Raw genomic sequence first — 20,881 nt, forward strand, 5'->3', positions numbered from 1 at the left:
ATGTTGTATTTGTAAAAAAGACTATCTATGAAGTACCCCATCCTTTTTTTTTGAATGCGAATGGTCTGATTTCAAATATTAGAGAGCAAATTAAATTTAAACATAAAATTAAAAAACTTATTGAGTATGATTCTAATAAAACTTATATTTCTTGTAGTACATCTTCTATTTTAATCGCAATCAAAGAACAAGTGGACCATATACTCCTCGATGAGGGAATGGGATCACTGATCGCTCGTCATCGTCCAGACAAACAAGGAGGCAATAAGTATTTTGATTTTCTAAAAGAAAAGATTGCCGAATTCATTTTACCATTTCGTTTTGCGAGAAACACAAGGCAGATTACCTTAACAAATGACCCACATAAATCCATTCTCGCAAATTTAGATTATCGGTCCTTTACTTCATCCGCTCTAAAAAACTCATTGGTTAGACTTATTTCACACACTAATTCTTCAAGTCAGAATGCTATAATACTTGTCAAGGCACCAACACCGAGTCTAAAGAGCCATCCCAAAGAAGGGGAGAAGATAGGTGATCAATACATTGAATTTAATGTTTCCCTATTGGAAAAGTACATTCAAAAATTTCCATTGACGAAGGATTCAAATTTCTATTTGAAATTACATCCAGCGCTTGGAAGGAATTCCATTTTTTTAGAAAACCTGATGGAGAGAATTTCCAAATTAGGAATTAAGGTTTTTAATATATGCGATTTTATCGATTTTGAGGAAGCCACTTTCATTCCCGTGGAAGCGATACTCAAATACACACCAATTCAGCATGTTCTTGCATTTGATATCTCGAGCACTTTATGGAATGTAGCTCATTGGAAAGAGGTTAATTGTTATTGTCCTCTTGAGGATGCGATTCAGTTTTCAAAAATAGAAAGTCCCGAACACCAAAGATTGTATTTCATGCAGAGAACCATTGACACTTTACTTGGAAACAACGTATTATTTTACTAAAAAACATACCTATCCTACGAAATTTTAAAAATTATATATTTATTCATGATGACTTTTAATGCAAAAATAACGTTTACAATCAGTATTCTTATCATTAGTTTCCTGCTGCTCACAACATTAAATCTTTCTTTTTTCGAGAGTATCGATTGGGTGCAAGCAAATGATGTTTACTCATATTTAAAGATATCTCTTTCCTATCCGCAATTTCCTCACGAACAGATTGCTAGCCACTTTGCTTATAGATTTGTGCCTCATTATTTTGTCGGATTCTTAGCATCTTTTTTTTCAATAGAAATTGGAACTTCCTACTCGATCGTTAATTTTATATTTTCATTCGGCATCATTTATTTTAGCATAAGGACCATACAGGCATTTCATCCAAAAAGTAAAATTTCTGTATTATTTGTTTTAATATTTTTGGTTTCACCGTTTGTCTTACGTTTAAATCTTTTTTCTCCTGGTTTACTTGCAGATACGGTTCATATTTTTGGGTTAGTTCTCTGTTTATACGCGGTTGGAATCAAAAAAATTCCTTGGCTACTAGTTGGTATTTTTTTTGCTGCGATTGGAAAACAATTTATCATTCTCGAACTTCCGGGACTGCTCTTTCTAATGAGCAGCATTTTAAAAGACAATCAATCCAAATTAGAGGCAATTTTATGGGTGGGCCTTTTAATTGTTTATACTGTTTTCCTATATTTTGGATTGAACTATCTGGGAAAATCCTTTGCAGATCCCATTGCCATTGGTTTTCGAACCTTTTTCTCTTTCTTTTTTTGGGTATTTTCTGCTGGCTTCAGCTATCGACTGTTATTTGAGCATTTCTTTAGATTACTTTTGCCTGTCTTTCCCTTTATCATTTTATTCTTTGGCTTGCGAAATTTGTTTCAGATTAAAAGAATGATAACACTGAAAAATATTGGGTTCCTGTTTGTTTTCCTCGCTCCGTTGGCCTATGGTTTTTTACCAGGACCTGAAGTGCAGATGGGGAATCAAAGTCGGTATTCTTCTGTCGGACTGCTAGCCTTAGTATTGCTGCTCTTAGATATGATCTCGGATTTTGATTTTTCTTGGGATTATCGTATCATTCTGTTATCAATTTTTTATCTGCTCATGCATACGTACCACCATAAATATACTATTTTTGATTCAGTTCAAATTGTAACTCTGTCTACGCAGTTAGTTTCCTATGTTATTTTGTATTTCCTGCTTCATTTGATGAAAGATAATAAAAAGCCGAAATCTATATGATAGTGCTCACAGGTCCTTCTTATCATACGGGACAAAAACTGATATTCAAGTCTAAATTTCTATTCCGAGCGCTGGTAAAAAACAAAGATGGCCAACTCGATGTCTGAACATTTAATGTTTTTAATTAAGGATTATCATTTTTACCTTCAGGCATTTTGGTTTTTGGTAATTTTTTCCCTAATCGGATTTTCCTTTGTATTGATTGAGTTCAAAAGATATAAATTCTTTAAAGCTTTTCTGATCGCCTTGCTTTTTGTAATTAATTTATTATTCTGGGGCACATTTTTTAATTATTTCTATACTCAGATTCTTATCATATTCTTAGGTCTTTGTTTTCTGGTCTATTATGGAAATTTGTTAAATAAATTTAAAGAACAAATATTTATATTATTTTCGATATCGCTTTGGTTTTCTTCCTTAAGTCTACAATCATATCCATTTTCGTGGGATGAATTCTTTTGGATTCTATTTGATATGCAAATTAATGAATATTCCGAATATTGGTCATTGAAAAGTCCTATTTTTACATCTCATGTTCGTTATATGCCTGGACCCACTCTGTTACATAATTTTATGGGAATCAAGGGAGACTTTAAAATTGCCTCCTCATTTTTTGCAAATACGGTTTTGATTACGTCCATATTTTTATGGTTAGTTGAAGAATTGCAAGACAGATTTAAGCTTAAATATTTGCTGATTTTGTTTTTTGGTATCGGATTAATTTCCTTAGGAATTTTTACTCTCTATGCGGATGCTCTTTTAGGTCTGTTATTGGGTCTTGCCATTATCTCCGGGATTCAGTATTTAAATCATAAAGATACTTTACTAATCTTAATACTTTCAATGAGTGCATGCATTCTATTTAAAGAAACGGGAGTGATAATTCTACTTAGCATGGTTCTTGTCCTTGGAATCGCAGTAATGTACTCCAAATTCAAATTGAGTTACAGGTTGATATTAGGTTTGGCTTATTGTTTTCTAATCATCATTGCCTGGAATATCAATCTTAAATTACAGAAATTTCCGAGTATCAATTACATTTCATTATTTTCAAATAACTCCGACATTATGGTGACGCATTACCTAGCTACCATAATGGATTTTCTAGGGAAACTAGTTTCCGATTTCCAAATTTTGGAAATTTGGCTTTTGTTGGGTTTGCTCGCTTTTGTCCTCCAATACCAAAGAAAACTATTTACTTCTTTTCTATTTTTATCATCGATTGTTTTCTCTTTTTTTGCCTTACATCTATTGTCCTGGATGTATCTGATCAATCCAGATGGGAAGGGTGGTTCAGGTGTGACAGATATGCATCGATATTTTAGCAGTTTGGTTCTTGCTTTATTTATTTCGCTAATTTACTTTACACCCAAAGCGAACAAATTCTCAAAATATAGTTCCATAATCGTTTTTATCTTCGTTCTTTTTATCAATCCAAATGGATTTCGCAGTTTGGAAAATTTTTGGCACGTGATTTCGACCAATACGATTTCACCAAATTTCGAAGAGGTTAAGAGAATTAAAAGGGAAATCGATTCCATCAAATCACGAATTCCAGAAATAACCTATACCTATTGTAAAGAGAATCCTGGCACTAAAGTTTGGATTGTTTACCAAGAGTCGCAGGGATTTGAAAGATTACTAACAGGACATTTGTTATTTCCCTGTCAGATCAGTAACGGATTATTTAGTATTGGGAAAAAGTATTATGATGGCGATATATGGACAAATCTAATTTCCAATTCCGATTTTAGTGGCTTCGCCAAAGATTATCCTTTACTTCTGACTCTTAAAATTGATAATAATTTTAATTCAAACTATCGAAGCAATTTTTCAAGAGAACCTGAAGAGGGAAATTTGTACACGTATGATTTGAATACAAAGAAGTATTCCTTATTCCTTTATTGACAATTTAAATAGTTTAGATTTAATCTTATGGAAATTTTTAAATGAAAGTTGTAATTCTCGCAGGAGGGTATGGGACCAGGATCAGTGAAGAATCCCATCTCAAACCAAAGCCGATGATAGAAATTGGTGAAAGACCTATTTTATGGCATATCATGAAAATCTACTCTCATTACGGCTTTAATGATTTCATTATCTGCTTAGGCTATAAAGCCTATATTATTAAAGAATATTTCGCTAATTATTTCTTACATGAATCCGATGTTACGTTTGATTTTCGTGATTCCAATCAAATGACTACTCATATACATAGCGCAGAACCCTGGAAGGTAACACTTGTTAATACTGGTATTGACACAATGACGGGTGGAAGAGTAAAGCGGATTCGCGATTATATCGGAAATGAAACGTTTATGCTCACATATGGTGACGGTGTTTCAAATGTAAACTTGAATGAGCTAGTCCGTTTCCATAAAAATCATGGGAAACAAGCTACACTAACCGCGATTCAACCTGGTGGAAGGTTTGGATCCTTAGAAATAAAAGAGAATCAAAAAGTAGTCGGTTTTAAGGAAAAGCCTAGAGGTGAGTCTGGCTGGGTGAATGGCGGATTTATGGTTATGGAGCCTGCTATTTTTGATTTGATTGAAAACGATCAGACAGTATTCGAAAAAGAGCCGCTGGAAAAACTTTCTAATTCTGGAAATTTATTCAGTTTTAAACATGATGATTTTTGGCAACCTATGGACACAATTCGTGATAAAAATTATTTAGAAAGTCTATGGCAATCGGGAAAGGCGCCATGGAAGGTTTGGACTTGAATTCAAATTTCTGGAAAAATAAAAGAGTATTTATCACAGGTCATACTGGATTTAAAGGATCTTGGCTTACGATATGGTTGAGTCAGTTAGGTGCTGAGATCAGAGGGTATGCGTTAGCTCCTGCTACCGAGCCAGCATTATTCGATTTGGCAGATGTATCGAAGAAGCTTGTCTCCTCAAACATTGCCGACATTCGTGACTTAGATTCATTAAAAAAGGCTATCGAATTCGCAAAGCCTGATATCGTCTTTCATATGGCGGCACAGCCTTTGGTTCGAGATTCCTATACCATTCCTGTCGAGACCTTTTCTATAAACGTCATGGGCACGGTGAATATTCTTGAAGCAATCAGAACGACTCAAGTTAATGTTAAAGCCTTTATAAATATTACAACAGACAAAGTGTATGAAAATCGCGAATGGATTTGGGGCTATCGAGAGAGTGATAGACTCGGTGGGCATGACCCATATTCCAACAGTAAGGCTTGTTCCGAGTTAGTCACATCATCGTATCGAAACTCCTACTTCCATCCAAAAGAATTGGCACGACATGAGCTGGCGATAGCGACGGTTCGAGCTGGAAATGTAATCGGTGGTGGAGATTTTGCAACAGATCGATTATTCCCGGATATTTTCCGATCCATTATAGCGAAAAAAAAACTTACCTTAAGAAATCCTCTTTCGATCCGACCGTGGCAACATGTCTTAGAACCATTGCGTGGTTATATCATGTTAGCGGAAAGATTATATAAGCGAGAATTGGTTGGGATTGGCAATTGGAATTTTGGGCCAAACGAGATCGACGCAAAGTCTGTGGAAACGATCGTAAAGATGTTGGAAAAGTATATTGGCCATAGACAAACACAATCGCCATCTGTTTTAAATTTTCCAGGATATACCGTAGAAGCACAGACACAAGTACATGAAGCACACACACTAAAATTGGATATCACACAAGCCAAAAACATACTCGGATGGATTCCAAGGTGGAATTTAGAGACTGCCATTGGAAAGATTGTGGATTGGACTGAATCTTATTTAAAAAATGAGAATATGGAATCTGTTTGCTTAAAGCAGATACAAGAGTATTCAGAATCATCTGAACAAGGATATTGATTAGGTTTTCCATGCAAACACGCGGTATAATTTACAACAGAAAAACGGATTTAACAAACGTTACTACTTGTTATCTATCTATTTCCGATCCGGATGGAAGTCAAGAATTTGAAGCTTATGTTATTTCATCAAATAAGACAGAACATACGATTACAATCAGCGCCGAGGATTTGGTCTCGGGATCGTTAGATCAAAATATTTATCTTTCTCTTCAAAAAGTTTTTTATCTGAAATTAGATTCTGAATTGATTAAAGTGGGTGAAGCGAACCATGAATTTTTAGGAAAGATTTATAAACAATTAACACAAAAATATGCGAGCGCTCATTTTAAATCGGTCCATCTGCCAAAACAACAAGAAGATTTTATACCAGGAGTTTCGAGAGTTACTTATGCTGGAAGAGTGTTTGATGAAAAGGAAATTCATAACCTAGTTGATTCCTCCTTGGAGTTTTGGTTAACGACAGGAAGGTATGCGGATAGATTCGAACGCGAGTTCGGAAAGTATCTGAATGTGAAAAATACACTCCTTGTCAATTCGGGATCCTCTGCCAATCTGATTGCTTTCAATACCATCACGTCCCCCACTTTAAAAGAACGCCAATTTAAGAAAGGCGATGAGGTAATCACGGTGGCCGCTGGGTTTCCTACAACGATCGTGCCAGCGATCCAGTTTGGAGCGGTTCCTGTTTTTCTTGATATCACCTTTCCCACATATAATATAGATGTGTCGCGTTTAGAGGAAGCCCTCTCGGAAAAAACAAAAGCGATTATGGTTGCCCATACACTAGGAAATCCATTTGATCTGCAGACTGTAAAAGATTTTTGTTTGAAGCACAATCTTTGGTTGATAGAGGATAATTGTGATGCTCTCGGAAGTAAGTACCTTTATAACCAAGAGTGGAAATATACGGGAACAATTGGTGATATCGGCACTTCAAGTTTTTATCCCCCTCATCATATGACGATGGGTGAAGGTGGAGCTGTTTATATGCAGAGCAGTCAGCTGAAAAAAATTGCTGAATCCATTCGAGATTGGGGAAGGGATTGCTGGTGCGCTTCGGGAAAAGATGATACTTGTGGAAAAAGATTCAAATGGGAGTTAGGTGAGCTCCCTGCCGGATATGATCATAAATACATTTATTCGCATTTTGGCTATAATTTAAAGGTCACCGATATGCAAGCTGCAATCGGTTGCGCTCAATTAGAAAAAATTGCTGCCTTTGTAGAAGCTAGAAAAACGAATTGGAAAATTCTTCGAGATGGTCTTGACTCTCTCAGCGATATATTCATTCTACCTGAGCCCACATTGAATTCAGATCCTAGCTGGTTTGGATTCCTCCTGACCATACGCGATTCTGCAAAAGTTTCTCGGGAACAACTTGTAAGCTTTCTGGAAAAGAACAAAATTCAAACAAGGATGCTCTTTGCTGGTAACTTTTTACGCCATCCTGCATTCAACCAGATGCGAAATGATAAGAACGCATATCGGGTCATAGGAGAGTTAACAAATACTGACAAAGTAATGACGGATACTTTTTGGATAGGAGTTTATCCAGGCATGAAACAAGAAATGCTTTCTTACATGATTGATTCTATTCATAAGTGTGTAAAAAAATAATGTTAACTTATTCTGGAAAATATCTAGCTTCTAATGTATTAAGGCAAGACGTTCTTAACATGGCAAAGGTGGGAAATTCGGTCCATATAGGATGCGCATTCTCAATGATTGAATTATTTGCAGTATTATACGAGAAGTTTGTCCGATTTGATATCAATGATTTATATCATCCAGAGAGAGATCTCGTTTGCCTTAGTAAGGGGCATGGAGTGATGGCGATTTACGCATGTTTATTGGAGTTAAGTGTTCTTGATAAGTACCACACGGATCATTATTTTTCCGAAGGAAGTTTATTGAAAGGGCTATCAGATAGCCATGTCCCTGGAATTGAGGTAACTGGTGGTTCTCTTGGACATGGAATAACGGTGTCAGTCGGATATGCACTGGCAATTAAATTCAAAAAACAGGACAGAAAAGTATTTTGTTTCGTTGGTGATGGAGAAATGAACGAAGGTTCCGTTTGGGAATCGCTGCTTTTCGCGGCTCATTGGAAGTTGAAGAATTTTATTTTAGTCATCGATGCAAATGATTTTCAAGCGATGGGTAGAGCCAAAGATGTGTTAAACTCGGAACCATTTAAAGGGAAATTGGAATCCTTTAATTTTGAAACTTGGGAATGTGATGGTCATTCCCGTTCGGAAGTTGAAAGTATATATGAAAAGGCTGTGCGTTCAGAGGATGAAAGACCAAAGGCGATCATTGCCAGGACTGTAAAAGGAAAAGGTATTTCTTTTATGGAAGATGATAACGTTTGGCACTATACTCGGTTAGTTGATGAAACATATGCGCTAGCATCGGCGGAGTTAAAAGGAAAAACGTGAGAGAAGTTTTATCGACGTATCTTTCTGCCAAAGCAAAACAAGATCCAAATCTCTATGTTTTTTCTGGAGATCATGGATATGCATTATTTGACACAATAAGAAAGCAAACACCGGACCAGTTCATCAATGTCGGTGTTTCTGAACAAGCCATGGTTGGTTACGCTGCAGGTATGGTTAAGGAAGGCATGAAGGCGTTTGTATATGGACTTGCAGCATTCATACCCATACGCGTTTTGGAATTTATTAAGATGGATGTTTGTTATGATAATCTACCGATTATTTTTCTGGGAGATGGCGCAGGACTAGTTTACGCTAATTTAGGTGCTAGCCATCAATGTGCAGAAGATATTAGTAGTTTGCGTGCGCTCCCAAACATTAAAATTTATTCTCCGGCTGATTCCTACGAGATGCAAGCCTGTCTCGATCATGCCTACCATTCTCCATTTCCGTCTTATATAAGAATCGGAAAATCCGACAAAGCCAGAGTTCACACTTCTGATTTTCCTTTAGTGAGTGATCGGCTTCTTTTAATCAAAAATTATCCCACGAAGAATTGTATCGTTGCTACCGGTTCTATGCTTTCAGTTGCTTTGGAACTGTCCGAGAAATATAAGATAACTGTATTTTCAGCACCTTCCTTGACTGATCTAAATGCAGAACGACTCTTGCTCGATCTTTCACCTTTCGATAAGATCATAAGTATGGAAGAACATTCCATCCAAGGCGGACTTGGTTCTATCCTAACTGAGTTGATCATGCAATCTGTAGTTCAAAAGAAGCAACAACTACTTAGAATCGGCATTCGTAATCGTTTTACACAGAAATGTGGAAGTTATGAGTATGCGATGATGGAACACGGATTGGATTTTGCTTCCGTTGAAAATGAACTTTTAGAAAAGAGCATGTTAATTTAAATCCAATGGAAGCAGGTTTCCCAATAGAAGATCTAGATTTTATCATTCAGATGCTGGATTTTCGGAAACTTCAGAACCAAAATCTCCTGCTAACGGGAGGTACCGGATTTATCGGAAGGTGGTTTATTGAAAGTTTTTTACATGCCAATAAGGAACTTAGCCTTAATGCCAGTTTAACGATCATCACGAGGAATGTTAAAAAATTTCTAGACGCATATCCAAAATATAAATCGGTTCAATCCCTAAAGTATTGGGAAACAGACGTCCGCAATCTCGGAGAGATTCCCATGAAATTTTCTTTTGTCATTCATGCCGCCGCAGATTCCGAATCAAGATCGAAACCTTTCCAAGCCATTGAAACGATAGAAACGATCACTTCTGGGACTAAAAATATGCTTTCTTTGGCGTATGAAATGGAAGCGGAAAAATTCCTTTTCCTTTCCTCTGGCGCTGTTTATGGCAAAATATCTGAGCCAGTGAGCGAGACATATGCTGGGGCTCCGGATTTAAGAAGCAACGCATCCTATGGCGAGTCAAAACGAATGGCAGAATTATTATGCAATATATATGCAGAAAATTCAAAGCTGAATGTTTCTATTGCGAGAATTTTTTCTCTCGTAGGACCTGGCCTTCCGCTTAACTTAAACTTTGCGATCGGTAATTTCATTCGAGATTTTATCTCTAAAAGAGAAATCGTGATCCGAGGTGACGGAAATCCAATAAGATCTTATATATATGCCTCTGAGTTGATGGTTTGGCTCTGGAAGATACTCTTGGAATCAAGGTCTGGAGAAACATACAATGTGGGTTCTGATGAATCAATTTCCATGGGGGATTTAGCACGAAAAATTTCTTTCGATTTAGCCAGCGTTAAAATATTAAATGAGACAAAATCAGAAACTCGAGACGTGTATGTGCCAGTGATAACAAAGGCAAAAAAAGATTTGGGATTAGAAATTCAAATCTCATTAGAAAAATCTATTCAGAAAACAATTGAGTTCTATCGGAATTAAAATGAAATTAATATCAATCGTTACCCCATGCTATAATGAAGAAGAGAATGTTGAAGAACTTTACAAACAAGTCAAAGATCTATTTGCAACAACACTTAAAAAATATAAATATGAGCATATATTTATTGATAATGCTTCAACGGATCAAACCGTAAAAATTTTAAAGAGATTAGCGCTCCGAGATAAAAATATAAAAATTATCGTAAACGCAAGGAATTTTGGTCACATTCGATCCCCATATTACGGATTATTGCAAGCGAAAGGGGAAGCGGCGATACTACTCGTTTCTGATCTCCAAGATCCAGTGTATCTAATCTCCGATTTTGTGTCCAATTGGGAGGCAGGTTTTAAAATCGTCGTTGGTGTGAAAAATGAGAGTATGGAATCTCCTATATTTTTCTTCATACGTAAGATGTATTATCATTTGATCGGTCAACTTTCAGATATAAAGTTGATCAAAAATTTTACAGGCTTCGGTTTGTATGATCGCCAAATCATTGATATTATGCGAGAGATTGACGATCCGTATCCATATTTAAGAGGGTTAATATCTGATATTGGCTTTGAAGTAAAAAAAATACCATATGTTCAGCCCATCAGAGAACGTGGATTTACAAAGAATAACTTTTACACGCTTTATGATATAGGAATGCTAGGAATCACAAATCATTCAAAAATTCCGCTTAGGATCGCAACATTCGCAGGATTCAGTCTTGGTATTTTAAGTTTTTTAATGGCTTTGATACAGTTGGTGCTAAAGCTAGTGCTCTGGGACTCTTACTCCTTTGGCCTCACGACAATCGTGATCGGCATATTTTTCTTTTCTTCCGTTCAGTTGTTTTTCATAGGTATCATTGGTGAATACATCGGATCCATTCATACACAGGTGATGAAACGGCCGATCGTCATAGAAAAGGAAAGAATCAATTTTTAGATGGATTTTCTTTTTTTCTATCTCGCGGTTATTTCCTACTTTTCATTTTTTGTGATTTCAATTTGCGTTCGTATCGGAAAAAGTGATTCGCCTCTTGCAGCCTTCAATCGATTGCATTTTAGAATGACACTTTTCTATATTATGATTTCATACTATTGCATCTCACATTTTGCGTTAAATGTGGAGTTGATATTTTGGGATTTTTTTATTGGTTTGTTTTTATACTTTTCATTTCACTATTCTATCTTCTTAAACTTTTACGCCCTGGCACAGCGGAGTATTTCCTCATCCTTGTTGATCTTACTATCCGAGAGTGATGGGGTTTTAAGCCAAAAAGAAATTTTAGAAAGGTATGCGAATGGCAAAGGATTCAAGTATATCAAAGAAAGTCGAATAGAGGATCTTACAAAATTGGATTGGCTTTTGGATACGAACGGAGATTATACAATTACCAGAAAAGGAAAGCTAGTGATTCAAATTGTTAAGTCAATACTTGCTTTTTGGGGTCTTGTACAATTGGGTAAGAGTAAATGACAGAAATTTTTATTCAATCTTTCCTGGTTTTTTGCCTTATTGTTTTATTACATTTGTGCATCTGTCGCCTGACAGGAAGTCAAATTTTTATTTTGAAAAGCATGCTCCTCTTGGTATCAATAATTGTCATGAGTGGATTTTACTTTTTGCCAAAAAGTCTTTTGGAATTTTTTTTCTTCAATCTTTGTTTTATTTCTCTATGGAATGCTTATATTATTTTTCTCATCAATTTACAAAATTCCATATCCTTTCGAATCTTAAGAGATATATATGATTTAGATTTAAAGTCGGCAAACTACAATACGATTGATCAGTTTTATCCTGATTCATTGAGTTTGAATGATCGATTAGGGGATATGGTTAAAAATCGATTTATTAGAAATGAGAAGGATCAAGTTCTTATCACAAAAAAAGGGATATTTTTTGCAAAAAGCTTTCTCTTTTTCCGACGAATGTTTGGTATACGCACGTTTGGTTAGTCATTAGGTGAAGGTCAGAGAATTGAAAAATCCGCCGACAATTAGTGTCATCACAGCTACCTTCAACGCAGAAAAATATCTTCCTCGGTTGATCGAAAGTTTAAGGAACCAGACAGATAAGGATTTTTCCTGGATCGTTGCTGATGGGGGATCCACCGACAAGACGCTAGAGATCTTGAAAAAAGCAAAAGATCTTCGTTTAACTTTAACGAGTCAGGCTGATTTTGGAATCTATGATGCATTGAACCGGGGCATTAAAAATGTTAGTTCTGAATATTATATCGTCATGGGTGCAGATGATCGGTTTAATATTGATGCGATTGCGAATTATAGAAATTGTGCTCGAGAATCGAATGCGGATATAATTGCTGCAGCTGTCAAAGTAGGGGATAAAATTTGGTACCCTCGAAAAAATTACGGATGGCTTTATGGTATGGCTGGAGTCGCATCCAGTCATTCAGTGGGGTTATTGATTCGTCGCAGTTTGCATAATAAATATGGATATTATCCTAAAAATTTGTCGATCACTGCGGATCAAATGTTTATCAAACAAGCGCTAATGAAAGGAGCCTCCATCTATCGGGATACTTTTATAGCAGGTGAGTTGAATCTTACTGGTTTTAGTTCAAATAGCGTGATACATTTCATGGCAGAGTTTTTTACTGTTCAAATGAAAACGGAAAGATTTAGAATATTTCAAATTTGTTTGTTCTTTTTGAGATTGATGAAGAACTTCAAACATTTATAATGTATGCAAATTTTATGATATCACAAAGTGTAAATTTGAGACCTAATCATTGCGAATAGGAATAGATGCATCTAATATTCGTGGAGGCGGAGGTGTCACTCATTTAGTAGAGCTTTTACGTGTGGCAAGTCCTTCCGATTTCGGAATAGAATCGGTAGTGATCTGGGCAGGCGAAGCCACTCTACAAAAACTAGAGAACCGAACTTGGTTGCTCAAAAGAAATGAATCTTTATTAGATCGTTCACTTCTTCATAGGATCTATTGGCAAAAATTCATTTTAGATGAGAGATTAAAAAACGAAAGTTGTGATCTTTTGTTTGTGCCTGGCGGTTCTTATGCTGGCAAGTTTAAACCATATGTAACTATGAGCCAGAATCTACTTCCTTTTGAACCAAAGGAAATCAAGCGTTACGCATTCTCAATATTCGGTTTAAAATTACGACTTTTAAATTTTACACAAACAAAAACTTTTAAGAATGCTAACGGAGTCATTTTTTTGACTCGATTTGCAAAAGAGTCAGTATTAAAACAAATTCCGCTAAACGAGGAACTGACGACAATCGTCAATCATGGAATTAATTCAAAATTTTTTGGAAATACACGAGTTCAAAAACCAATCTCAGACTATAACATAAAAAGCCCTATGCGACTTTTATATGTATCATTTATAGGAGAGTATAAACACCAATGGAATGTAGTTGAGGCAATTTCCATGTTAAGGAAAAAGGGATATCCGATTTCCATCACCTTTATTGGTAGTCCTGATGAAAAGAAAGCGTTTAAAAAATTTAATCATAGTCTGAATCAATTTGATCCAGAAGGAATATTTTGTCATTATTTACCGAAAGTGAGTTATGAAGAAATAGATCATTATTATAAGAATTCTGATCTGTTTGTATTCGCATCCTCCTGTGAAACTTTTGGTCAGATACTCACAGAGGCAATGGCAGCTGGACTTCCGATCGCTTGTTCGAATTTATCTGCAATGCCTGAGCTACTTGGAGACGGAGGTGTGTATTTTAATCCTTTGTCACCAATTGAGATTGCGAGCACACTGGAAAAACTAATTGAACATAAAGAATTGCGGGAAAAAATCTCAAGGGTCAGTTTCGCTAATTCCAAAAAATTTAGATGGGAGAGGGCTTCGAATGAGACATTTAGCTTCTTGAAAAAAATGCATTCGAATTATAAAAATAAATGAAAGTGTTAGTGTTAGGTGGAAGCGGCATGTTTGGCAATGGCTTAGTCGAACATTTATGCTCTGAGTTTGAAGTGGCTTTTACGGTAAGATCCTCTAACCCATTCAAAAATATAAAGGCTACTTGTTTCGAATATGTGGATGCATTTGATTTAACGAGCATTACGAGGTCTATTTTACAGTTTAAACCTCAGATCGTCATCAATGCAATCGGTGTCGTAAAACAAAAGAAAGAAATTCAACCCACAACTTCGATCTATCTAAATTCGGAATTTCCGTTCCATCTTTCTTCCCTTTGTGAATTAGCTAACTGTAAGCTCATTCTTTTGAGCACTGACTGCGTTTTTAGCGGAAATAAAGGCAATTATTCAGAAGAAGATATTCCAGATGCGATAGATGTCTACGGGAGATCGAAGGTATTAGGTGAGCATTATGATAGAGCAAATGTATTGACAATCAGAACGTCGACCATCGGTTTCGAATTAGGAAATAATAAAGGTTTGCTCGAATGGTTTCTATCACAATCGGGAACGATTAGCGGGTTTGCAGGAGCAATTTACTCTGGGTTTCCTATGTATGAGTTTGTGAATATCCTTACGTTACTCTTTAAACAACACGCGAGTCTCGATGGACTGTTTCATATTTCCTCTGAACCGATATCGAAGTTTCAAATGTTAACGATTTTAAAGGATAACTTAAAGTTGAAGGATTTAAACATTGTGCCAGATCATATTTTTCGTTGTGATCGTTCCTTAGATTCAAAAAAATTTAGAGAATTAACCGGTTATGTGCCACCGAGCTGGAACAAAATGTTAGAAACGTTGGCAGATCAAATCAAAAATCGAAAAGGACGAGAGCTTGGATCATTTTAAAGATAAAACACTCCTAATTACTGGCGGTACAGGTTCGTTTGGGAATACGGTTCTTAAGCGTTTTTTAGATACTTCTGTAAAAGAGATCCGAATTTTTAGCAGAGACGAGAAAAAGCAAGAAGATATGCGGATTGCACTCTCAAATGATAAAGTCAAATTTTATATAGGCGATGTCAGAGACTATTCAAGTGTCTTAGATGCATTTTCAGGTGTAGACTATGTATTTCATGCAGCCGCTTTGAAACAAGTTCCTTCCTGCGAGTTCTATCCTATGGAAGCGATCAAAACCAATGTGATCGGAACTGAGAATGTCATCAACGCGAGCATTATTGCAGGCGTTGAAAGGGTCATCTTATTAAGTACAGACAAAGCAGTCTATCCCATCAATGCAATGGGTATATCGAAAGCCCTTGCCGAAAAAGTATTAATTGCAAAATCAAGAAATATCCCAGAAAGTGGGCCGATACTTTGCGCAACAAGGTATGGAAATGTGATGGCCTCGCGAGGATCTGTCATTCCATTATTTGTCAGTCAATTAAAGGCGAATCTTCCACTAACAGTGACAGATTCCAATATGACCCGATTCTTAATGTCACTGGAAAATTCTGTCGATTTAGTTCTTTATGCCTTTCATCATGCAAGGCAAGGAGATATCTTCATTCAAAAATCACCAGCTTCTACCGTAAAAGATTTAGCCTTGGCGCTTCAAAAATTATTTTCGAAGAAAGATGAGATGAAAATTATCGGAACAAGACACGGAGAGAAACTCTATGAAACGTTAGTTTCTAGAGAAGAAATGGCAAAGGCTGAAGACTTGGGACAATACTATCGAATTCCTGCGGACAATCGTGACTTAAACTATAATAAGTATTTTGTTGAAGGGACACAATTTGTATCCGAATTAGAAGATTATACCTCACATAATACCCATAGGTTGAAGGTTGATGAAATCGTAGAACTTTTAAAATCTTTAGATTATATTAAGGAAGAATTAAGTGCTTAAAGTCATGACAATAGTTGGGACTCGTCCCGAAATGATTAAAATGTGCCGAGTGATCGATGAGTTCGATAAACTCACCAATCATATCCTTGTTCATAGCGGACAAAATTATGATTATGAACTCAACCAAGTTTTTTTTGAAGACCTTGGCATTAGAAAACCAGATTACTTTTTGAATGTTGCCTCAACGACAGTTGCAGGTACGATCGCATCCATCATTCAAAAATCAGATGAAATTTTTGAGAAAGAGAATCCCGATGCATTGTTACTCTATGGGGATACAAATACCTGTTTGTCGGTGTTATCTGCAAAAAGAAGGAAGATTCCGGTTTTCCATTTTGAAGCAGGGAATCGATGTTTTGACCAACGAGTACCGGAAGAATTGAATCGAAAGGTTCTGGACCATCTCAGTGATATCAATTTCGTTTTGACTGAACATGCCCGAAGGTATCTCATCGCGGAAGGGATTCGCCAAGAGACGATCATTAAAACTGGTTCCCATATGGAAGAAGTATTGAATCACTACCTTCCGAAAGTGAACTCTTCCACGATTTTGGATAAATTAAACCTAGAAGCTTACAAATATTTTTTAGTAAGTGCGCACCGAGAAGAAAATGTAGATTCCAAAGAGAATTTAAAGGATCTTCTCGATTCTCTCAATGCCATTGCAGAAGAGTATAAATTTCCCGTTATCGTCTCTACTCATCCGAGGACAAGGAAACGTTTAGAGGATATCGAAGGGATTAAATTAAACTCACTGATTCAATTTCTTAACCCTTTTGGTTTCTTCGATTATATCAAACTACAAATGTGTGCATATTGTATAGTTTCCGATAGTGGCACTATCACAGAGGAATCTTCAATATTAAATTTGCCAGCGATTACGATCAGAAATACGCATGAGCGCCCGGAAGGAATGGATGAAGGCACGCTGATCATGAGTGGGTTGAAAAGGGAAAGAGTGCTAGAATCGATTAAAGTAATACTCAGCCAACATAATTATGAAACGAGGGCCTTTGCACCCGTTCGTGATTATCAGGGCGGGCAAGTATCGAAAAAGATTGTTCGCCTAGTACTCAGTTATACAGACTATATAAATCGAACGGTTTGGAAAAAATTTTAGATCGAATGAGGATTTGCATAATCATAGATGATTATTTACCAGAAAGCATAAAAGTTGCTGCCAAAATGATGCATGAAATGGCTGTCGATTTTGTTTCAGAGAATCATCAGGTAACAGTCGTCACACCGGGAGTTAATATTTCAGCAGCATATGAGACACTAAATCTAAATAATGTTCAAATTTTGCGGTTTAAATCTGGGGAAATCAAAAATACATCGAAACTCAAAAGATTGATAAATGAACTTTTACTACCGATTAAGGCCTGGAGTAGCCTACACACCTTTTTCAAATCCAATCATCACGATCTCGTTATTTACTATTCTCCTTCGATATTTTGGGGACACCTTGTTAAAAAATTAAAAAGATTATGGAAAGTTCCCAGCTATCTCATTCTCAGAGATTTTTTTCCGCAATGGGTGATCGACAATGGAATGTTAAGCCAATATTCACCATTAGTTTATTTCTTTCGAATTTTTGAAAACTCCAGTTACGAGGCAGCAAATAGAATCGGAATCATGTCTCCGGCGAACCTAAGATGGTTTAATTCAAAATATCCTCGATTCAAAAATACAGAAGTATTATATAATTGGGTAACGGATCATCCTATTTTACAATCAAAAGGAAAATACAGAGAGTTACTAAATTTAAAAGAGAAAATTGTATTCTTTTATGGCGGGAATATTGGTCATGCACAAGATATGGGCAATGTTTTGCGTCTGGCGAAAAGACTAGAGGATCGCAAAGACGTTCATTTTGTTTTGGTTGGAGCGGGAGACGAAGTGGGACTTGTTTCCGATTACATCAAGACTCATGACTTGAGCAATCTTACACTTTTAGATCCCGTCTCTCAATTAGAATATAGAGAAATGTTAGCAGAATTTGATGTAGGTTTATTTACACTTCATAGGGCACATACGACACATAATTTTCCAGGGAAAATTCTTGGCTATATGGTACAGGGCATTCCGGTTTTAGGTTGCGTAAATCCTGGTAATGATTTGATGGAATTGATAAATGAAACTCAGTCTGGCTATGTAAGTGTTTCGGGTGACGATGAAGTTTTTTATCAAAATGCTCTTCAATTATTGAATCATCAAAATCGCATGCAGATTGGTATAAATTGCAAAAGATTATGCGCTGAAAAATTTTCCATTAAAGCCGCGAGTCGGATCCTAATTAACTTAGGTTCTAATCAATCGTAAAATGGATTTGTTAATGATGGTTACTGATTGAGTTTGTATGGAAAACATTGAATACACAAGACGCCATTCTAGACTTTATGAACAAATTTTATTGAGTTATATTTTTCAATTCTTTTCTGGAATAGGAGTCTTAATTTCATTAACGGCCATTCCCATTTGGGGCTTACAATTCTGGAAACTGAACGAACCAAATATTTATACCTCACTCTTAAGTTGTATTCTATCTTTTTTTGCTTCAACCATTATTTTAAGGAACTTATTTCGATTGCCAGGATCGGAAACCGTAGCCTTTATTTTGCCGGTTACGACTTTAGCATTTGCCTTTCCCATCGGAATCATTCTTCTAACTCGCTTAAGTTACTCCATTCAGGTTTTTTTTACAGGTTTTCTCGTTACGCTTGTATGGTGTTTTTTGGGTTTTTTTCTTGGGAGACGTTATAGAATTTTTCGTTATGCTCTCTTGCCGTTTGGAGAAGCGAAAGAATTGGATAATATGCATGGAGCCCTGTTCTCTGTTTTGCAAAAACCGAGTTTAGAAGGACAAAGATTTAACGCGGTAGTTGCCGATTTTCGAAGTGAAGAAATAACCGCAACTTGGGAAAAGTTTTTAGCAAGATGTACTTTATCAAGAATTCCCGTTTATAGTACGAAGAAGATTAGGGAAAATTTATTTGGAAGAGTAAAAATAGACCATTTGAATGAAAATGAATTTGGTAGCTTACTTCCTTCAGCCTCATATGAATTTTTAAAAAGATGTATCGATTTGCTAACTTCTATCATCATATTACCTTTCCTTACTCCATTTTTACTTTTATTAGCTATAGCAATTCGCATTGAATCCACAGGCTCTCCTCTTTTCATTCAAGATAGGATGGGATTTAGAGGTCGGACATTTAAAATGCTAAAATTTAGGACAATGTATTCGAATCTAAAGGGAAGTAGCTTTACGCATTCCTTTGATGATCCTCGTGTAACAAAAATTGGTCGAATTATAAGAAAATATCGAATTGATGAACTACCTCAAGTGATCAATATTTTACTCGGACAAATGAGTTTTATTGGTCCCCGACCTGAATCCTATGAGCTTTCCCAGTGGTATGAAAAAGATGTTCCTTTTTTTGCTTATCGTCATGTAGTGAGACCAGGTATTTCTGGTTGGGCCCAAGTGGAACAAGGGTATGCCGCAGAGGTCGATGGCATGAAGGTGAAGTTAGAATATGATTTTTATTATATTAAGAACTTTTCCTTTTGGTTAGATTTACTCATCACGATAAAAACAGTAAAAACAATACTAACCGGATTTGGCGCAAGATAAGATGAGTCTTACAAGATTTAGAATGAGACGGCATGCGAATGTTATATTGCAGAAATATCAACTATCACGAATGACGTCTGTCTGAATAGGAGTGAAACGATTGATCGCAGTCCTACTCAGTACATATAATGGAGAAAAATATCTAAAAGAGCAATTAGATACTCTGGAAGCTCAAACACTAAATTTCACTCTTTACATTCGAGATGATGGTTCGAAAGATAACACCTTTGAAATTTTAAAACAATTTACCCAGGAGACAAAAAGGAAGGTGTTTTTGCTTCATTCTCGCAAAAATTTAGGTGTCATTTTCAGCTTTATGCGCCTGTTAAGATTTGCCAAACGGAATCTTGAAAATGAGATCTTCCTTTTTTCCGATCAGGATGATCTATGGATGCCCGATAAAATCGAAACCGCTGTGAACAAAATCAAACTCAAGGAAGAGGGAGCAGGGAAAGGAAAACCGATTCTATACCACTCGGATTTGACTCTCGTTAATGGATTAGGCAAGCCCAAAGGAACTACATTTTGGCAAGAGATGGATCTTGATCCAAAACTTGGAAAAAAATTGCACCGAATGATTTGTCAACCTACCATTACAGGGTGTACTGTGGCCATCAATCGGAAGTTAGCGGAATCCGTTCATACGGTTCCCAAGAAAGCAAAAATGCATGATTGGTGGCTTGGACTTTATGCGTGTGCCTTTGGAGAGATTATTTCTGACCCGATTCCAAAGATTCATTATAGAATTCATGATGGCAATGTAATTGGTGCAACTGGACTTTCCTTTCAAAAAGTTTTCAAACATTTGAAAAAGTTTACAGGATATATTTATGCCTGGAAACGAGAGAATGAAGAGAGGGTATTACAGGCTCAGGCCTTCGAAGAAACCTTTAGACAACTACTTACGCAATCTCAAATAGAAATGCTTTCTGCCTTTATAAATAGTCCTAAGAAGTCATTTTTCGTAAGAAAAATGATTCAATTTCGATATGGATTTTGGCAGCACTCCTTTTATAGAAAGGTTAGTAGCTTTCTCTTTTTCTAATATC

General features: G+C 36.2%; 20 protein-coding genes. All 20 read left to right on the forward strand.

Going from position 1 to position 20,881, the window contains the following annotated elements:
• On the forward strand, positions 1-968 hold a 968-nt coding region (locus EHQ58_RS18765; protein WP_210412820.1), incomplete at its 5' end, for a hypothetical protein.
• Between the two features lie 45 nt (positions 969-1,013).
• Positions 1,014-2,219, forward strand: a complete 1,206-nt coding sequence (locus tag EHQ58_RS12875; protein ID WP_135624318.1) for a hypothetical protein — start codon at positions 1,014-1,016, stop codon at positions 2,217-2,219.
• A 99-nt stretch (positions 2,220-2,318) separates the two neighbouring features.
• The gene (locus EHQ58_RS12880; protein ID WP_135624319.1) at positions 2,319-4,127 is read left to right on the forward strand and encodes a hypothetical protein; all 1,809 of its coding nucleotides are present in this window, start codon (positions 2,319-2,321) and stop codon (positions 4,125-4,127) included.
• A 41-nt stretch (positions 4,128-4,168) separates the two neighbouring features.
• Positions 4,169-4,945, forward strand: coding sequence for a glucose-1-phosphate cytidylyltransferase (gene rfbF, locus EHQ58_RS12885; RefSeq protein WP_135624320.1), 777 nt, complete (start codon positions 4,169-4,171; stop codon positions 4,943-4,945).
• Positions 4,906-6,060 carry a CDP-glucose 4,6-dehydratase gene (gene rfbG, locus EHQ58_RS12890; RefSeq protein ID WP_246047356.1) on the forward strand — a complete coding sequence of 385 codons (1,155 nt, stop codon included), beginning with the start codon at positions 4,906-4,908 and terminating at the stop codon, positions 6,058-6,060. The genes rfbF and rfbG overlap by 40 nt, the downstream gene beginning before the upstream one ends.
• An 11-nt stretch (positions 6,061-6,071) precedes the next feature.
• Positions 6,072-7,679: a lipopolysaccharide biosynthesis protein RfbH gene (rfbH, locus tag EHQ58_RS12895; RefSeq protein WP_135624321.1), complete on the forward strand. Its 1,608-nt coding sequence runs from the start codon at positions 6,072-6,074 to the stop codon at positions 7,677-7,679.
• Entirely contained in the window at positions 7,679-8,500 is an 822-nt protein-coding gene (locus tag EHQ58_RS12900; protein ID WP_135624322.1) for a transketolase, read from the forward strand. The genes rfbH and EHQ58_RS12900 overlap by 1 nt, the downstream gene beginning before the upstream one ends.
• Positions 8,497-9,414 carry a transketolase family protein gene (locus tag EHQ58_RS12905; protein WP_135624323.1) on the forward strand — a complete coding sequence of 306 codons (918 nt, stop codon included), beginning with the start codon at positions 8,497-8,499 and terminating at the stop codon, positions 9,412-9,414. The genes EHQ58_RS12900 and EHQ58_RS12905 overlap by 4 nt, the downstream gene beginning before the upstream one ends.
• Before the next feature lie 5 nt (positions 9,415-9,419).
• Positions 9,420-10,427: an NAD-dependent epimerase/dehydratase family protein gene (locus tag EHQ58_RS12910; RefSeq protein ID WP_135624324.1), complete on the forward strand. Its 1,008-nt coding sequence runs from the start codon at positions 9,420-9,422 to the stop codon at positions 10,425-10,427.
• 1 nt (position 10,428) lies between these two features.
• Positions 10,429-11,361, forward strand: a complete 933-nt coding sequence (locus EHQ58_RS12915) for a glycosyltransferase family 2 protein (protein WP_135624325.1) — start codon at positions 10,429-10,431, stop codon at positions 11,359-11,361.
• Positions 11,362-11,895, forward strand: a complete 534-nt coding sequence (locus tag EHQ58_RS12920) for a hypothetical protein (protein WP_135624326.1) — start codon at positions 11,362-11,364, stop codon at positions 11,893-11,895.
• 128 nt (positions 11,896-12,023) lie between these two features.
• Positions 12,024-12,374: a hypothetical protein gene (locus tag EHQ58_RS12925; protein WP_135624327.1), complete on the forward strand. Its 351-nt coding sequence runs from the start codon at positions 12,024-12,026 to the stop codon at positions 12,372-12,374.
• A 22-nt stretch (positions 12,375-12,396) separates the two neighbouring features.
• A complete protein-coding gene (locus EHQ58_RS12930; protein ID WP_167883631.1) occupies positions 12,397-13,122 on the forward strand; it encodes a glycosyltransferase in 726 nt (241 codons plus the stop codon).
• A 49-nt stretch (positions 13,123-13,171) separates the two neighbouring features.
• Positions 13,172-14,323: a glycosyltransferase family 4 protein gene (locus tag EHQ58_RS12935; RefSeq protein WP_135624329.1), complete on the forward strand. Its 1,152-nt coding sequence runs from the start codon at positions 13,172-13,174 to the stop codon at positions 14,321-14,323.
• Positions 14,320-15,192, forward strand: a complete 873-nt coding sequence (locus EHQ58_RS12940; protein WP_135624330.1) for a dTDP-4-dehydrorhamnose reductase family protein — start codon at positions 14,320-14,322, stop codon at positions 15,190-15,192. The genes EHQ58_RS12935 and EHQ58_RS12940 overlap by 4 nt, the downstream gene beginning before the upstream one ends.
• On the forward strand, positions 15,179-16,195 hold the full coding sequence (locus tag EHQ58_RS12945) for a polysaccharide biosynthesis protein (RefSeq protein WP_135624331.1): 1,017 nt from the start codon (positions 15,179-15,181) through the stop codon (positions 16,193-16,195). The genes EHQ58_RS12940 and EHQ58_RS12945 overlap by 14 nt, the downstream gene beginning before the upstream one ends.
• 40 nt (positions 16,196-16,235) lie before the next feature.
• Positions 16,236-17,315: a non-hydrolyzing UDP-N-acetylglucosamine 2-epimerase gene (gene wecB, locus EHQ58_RS12950; RefSeq protein ID WP_342776255.1), complete on the forward strand. Its 1,080-nt coding sequence runs from the start codon at positions 16,236-16,238 to the stop codon at positions 17,313-17,315.
• 5 nt (positions 17,316-17,320) lie between these two features.
• Positions 17,321-18,517: a glycosyltransferase family 4 protein gene (locus EHQ58_RS12955; protein ID WP_135624333.1), complete on the forward strand. Its 1,197-nt coding sequence runs from the start codon at positions 17,321-17,323 to the stop codon at positions 18,515-18,517.
• A gap of 37 nt (positions 18,518-18,554) precedes the next feature.
• Positions 18,555-19,832, forward strand: a complete 1,278-nt coding sequence (locus EHQ58_RS12960; protein ID WP_135624334.1) for a sugar transferase — start codon at positions 18,555-18,557, stop codon at positions 19,830-19,832.
• A gap of 91 nt (positions 19,833-19,923) precedes the next feature.
• Positions 19,924-20,877 carry a glycosyltransferase family 2 protein gene (locus EHQ58_RS12965; protein ID WP_167883632.1) on the forward strand — a complete coding sequence of 318 codons (954 nt, stop codon included), beginning with the start codon at positions 19,924-19,926 and terminating at the stop codon, positions 20,875-20,877.
• The last annotated feature ends 4 nt before the right edge of the window (positions 20,878-20,881 follow it).

The organism is Leptospira ognonensis, assembly GCF_004770745.1.
In the GTDB taxonomy this organism is placed as follows: domain Bacteria; phylum Spirochaetota; class Leptospiria; order Leptospirales; family Leptospiraceae; genus Leptospira_A; species Leptospira_A ognonensis.

Excerpts from the sequence above, each read along its gene's own strand:
- EHQ58_RS12875 (WP_135624318.1), top strand. The coding sequence starts at position 1,014 with ATGATGACTTTTAATGCAAAAATAACGTTTACAATCAGTATTCTTATC.
- EHQ58_RS12880 (WP_135624319.1), top strand. The coding sequence starts at position 2,319 with ATGTCTGAACATTTAATGTTTTTAATTAAGGATTATCATTTTTACCTT.
- rfbF (WP_135624320.1), top strand. The coding sequence starts at position 4,169 with ATGAAAGTTGTAATTCTCGCAGGAGGGTATGGGACCAGGATCAGTGAA.
- rfbG (WP_246047356.1), top strand. The coding sequence starts at position 4,906 with ATGGCAATCGGGAAAGGCGCCATGGAAGGTTTGGACTTGAATTCAAAT.
- rfbH (WP_135624321.1), top strand. The coding sequence starts at position 6,072 with ATGCAAACACGCGGTATAATTTACAACAGAAAAACGGATTTAACAAAC.
- EHQ58_RS12900 (WP_135624322.1), top strand. The coding sequence starts at position 7,679 with ATGTTAACTTATTCTGGAAAATATCTAGCTTCTAATGTATTAAGGCAA.
- EHQ58_RS12910 (WP_135624324.1), top strand. The coding sequence starts at position 9,420 with ATGGAAGCAGGTTTCCCAATAGAAGATCTAGATTTTATCATTCAGATG.
- EHQ58_RS12915 (WP_135624325.1), top strand. The coding sequence starts at position 10,429 with ATGAAATTAATATCAATCGTTACCCCATGCTATAATGAAGAAGAGAAT.
- EHQ58_RS12920 (WP_135624326.1), top strand. The coding sequence starts at position 11,362 with ATGGATTTTCTTTTTTTCTATCTCGCGGTTATTTCCTACTTTTCATTT.
- EHQ58_RS12925 (WP_135624327.1), top strand. The coding sequence starts at position 12,024 with ATGAGTGGATTTTACTTTTTGCCAAAAAGTCTTTTGGAATTTTTTTTC.
- EHQ58_RS12940 (WP_135624330.1), top strand. The coding sequence starts at position 14,320 with ATGAAAGTGTTAGTGTTAGGTGGAAGCGGCATGTTTGGCAATGGCTTA.
- wecB (WP_342776255.1), top strand. The coding sequence starts at position 16,236 with ATGTGCCGAGTGATCGATGAGTTCGATAAACTCACCAATCATATCCTT.
- EHQ58_RS12955 (WP_135624333.1), top strand. The coding sequence starts at position 17,321 with ATGAGGATTTGCATAATCATAGATGATTATTTACCAGAAAGCATAAAA.
- EHQ58_RS12960 (WP_135624334.1), top strand. The coding sequence starts at position 18,555 with ATGGAAAACATTGAATACACAAGACGCCATTCTAGACTTTATGAACAA.